Below are 2,060 nucleotides of genomic sequence, written 5' to 3'. Positions count from 1 at the left end.
GTCCTCCAGATCGATCTCCGTCGATGCCTGGATCACAGTACTCATCAGGTGCGTTCTCCTTGATCAGGAGTTACACCGAAAACCGTACAGTCCCGTGCGGAGCGGAACCGGCCGCGGCACACCGGTGCTGATGACCCCGGGCGGTCCGGGGGTCGCCTCGGTGGTGCCCTACCGCGGCCTCCGCAAGCAGGCCGCCCGCCGCAAGCTTGATGTGCTCATGGTCGAGCATCGAGGTGTCGGGCTGTCCCGGACCGACACCACGGGCGTGGACCTGGCCGTCGAGCAGGTGACTTTGGAGAACGCCGCCGACGACCTGGCCGCCGTGCTCGACGCGGCCGGGGTGGAGCGGGCGGTCGTCGTACGGCAGCTACCTGGCCCACGCCCCCACCCTGGAGCTCGCCAGCCTCTAACGGGCGATCGCCGTCATGAGCTGTTCGGCGGTGGGGCGGCGTGACGGGTCCTTGTTGAAGCAGGCAGCCATCAGGGGGCGCAGCGGGGCGGGCACCCTGTCGAGGTGGGGCTGGTGGTGGAGCACGTCGGTGAAGGCCAGAGTGCCGGTCGCGGCGTAGTACATGGTGGACGCCCAGCTGAAGATGTCGGACGGCGGGCCGACGGGCTCCGCGCGGGCCTGCTCGGGTGACATGTACGCGGGTGTTCCTTTGATGCCGCCTATCGTCAAATGAGCCGTGTCGAGGGCCTTGGCGATGCCGAAGTCGATGACCCGGGGGCCGTCGGGGCCGAGCAGGACGTTGGCGGGTTTGAAGTCGCGGTGGACGACCCCTGCCGAGTGGATGGCGTTGAGCGCGGCGGCGGTCGCGATGGCCAGCCGGATCAGGCCACCCTCGTCGTACGGGCCATCCTCGGCCACCTTCCGTTCCAGGGATCTGCCCGGCACGTACTCACTGACCCGTACGGGTCCTGGCCCAGGTAGACGGTGCCCTGGCCGCCCTCGCCGAGGCGCTGGAGCAGGAGGTACTGGCCGATGCCATCGGGTGCGGCGGTCGCCCAGGGATTCCACTCGGGCGGGGTGGTGAAGACCGGCGGGGACGCCGCTGGGCGGAAGACCTCCTTGCGGAGCAGGAAGGCGTGGATGGTTCCGACACCCCACATTCCGACGAAGTAGAGCGTCATGGCGATGTTGTCGCGCAGTTCGTCCTGCGGTGGGTCTCCGGTCGGCGTGATGATCACGATGACGATGAAATACAACATATAACCACTCGTCGCGAACCACAGCTTCTGCCGGGCCAGCCGCGCCGCCGCCGAGCCGATCACGAAGACGGCCCCGATCCCGAAAGTGATCAATGGGAGCAACGCCCAGACGACGCTGAACACTTGCCGGGCAGGTGACAGCCGAATGGGCGAATGGCTCAGGGACACGAATGCATAATACGGAGACGTGCCGAACCACAGAATCGTCGTCGACGAACGTTATGAACTCGACCCCGGCTCCCGTCGCGCGGGCGGCATGGGAGAAATCTGGTTCGGATTCGACAAACGCCTAAACCGCCCGATCGCAATGAAATTTATTCACTTTCAGCAGGGCAGGCCCGGCCCGGAACTGACCCGGCGTTTCGTCCGCGAGGCGCGCGTCATGGCCCGGCTCGACCACCCGGGAGTACCCGCGATCTACGACTGCGGCACCCACGGAAACGACCTGTTCCTGGTCATGCAGCTCATCAGGGGCCGCTCGATCGCCGACATCCTGGACGAGTCCGGCCCGCTGCCCGTCCCCTGGGCGGTCGCGGCTCAGGCGTGCGCGGTCCTGGCCGCGGCGCATGCCAGGTCGCTCGTACACCGCGACCTGAAACCCGGGAACCTGATGCTCTGCCGGGACGGTTCCGTCAAGGTGCTGGACAACGGGCCGCGGCAGCCCGCCGGCGCGACGGCTCCCCCGTCCCAGGCGCCCGATGAGCTGGATCGTCTCGTGGCCCGCATGCTGGCGACGGAGCCCGGCGACCGGCCGTCGTTAGCGTCCACGGGGGTGGTGTACGGGTTTGAACCCGTTCGTCACCTTGATGCCCGTGCGGGAAGATCGATGTGACATGAGGGCGGCCACTCCG

The 2,060-nt window shown here is 67.6% G+C and carries 4 protein-coding genes; 2 read left to right on the top strand and 2 right to left on the bottom strand.

The features are described 5' to 3' along the window. Nucleotides 1–94: 94 nt before the first annotated feature. Entirely contained in the window at nucleotides 95–454 is a 360-nt protein-coding gene (locus AB0J42_RS37585) for an alpha/beta fold hydrolase (protein ID WP_364303347.1), read from the top strand. On the opposite strand, the gene AB0J42_RS37580 is transcribed toward AB0J42_RS37585, so the two are convergent. Further along, nucleotides 407–895, bottom strand: coding sequence for a serine/threonine-protein kinase (locus tag AB0J42_RS37580; RefSeq protein ID WP_364303345.1), 489 nt, complete (start codon nucleotides 893–895; stop codon nucleotides 407–409). The two genes, AB0J42_RS37585 and AB0J42_RS37580, sit on opposite strands and share 48 nt — an antisense overlap. Further along, the gene (locus AB0J42_RS37575; RefSeq protein WP_364303342.1) at nucleotides 832–1,302 is read right to left on the bottom strand and encodes a hypothetical protein; all 471 of its coding nucleotides are present in this window, start codon (nucleotides 1,300–1,302) and stop codon (nucleotides 832–834) included. Before AB0J42_RS37575 ends, AB0J42_RS37580 begins: the two co-directional genes overlap by 64 nt. Before the next feature lie 163 nt (nucleotides 1,303–1,465). Here AB0J42_RS37575 and AB0J42_RS37570 point away from each other — a divergent pair, with 163 nt between their 5' ends. Next, nucleotides 1,466–2,041 carry a protein kinase gene (locus AB0J42_RS37570; RefSeq protein WP_364303349.1) on the top strand — a complete coding sequence of 192 codons (576 nt, stop codon included), beginning with the start codon at nucleotides 1,466–1,468 and terminating at the stop codon, nucleotides 2,039–2,041. Nucleotides 2,042–2,060 lie beyond the last annotated feature (19 nt).

The sequence above is a fragment of the Nonomuraea sp. NPDC049649 genome, assembly GCF_040675175.1.
Classification (GTDB): Bacteria; Actinomycetota; Actinomycetes; order Streptosporangiales; family Streptosporangiaceae; genus Nonomuraea.
This window is presented reverse-complemented; position numbering and strand designations above follow the sequence as displayed.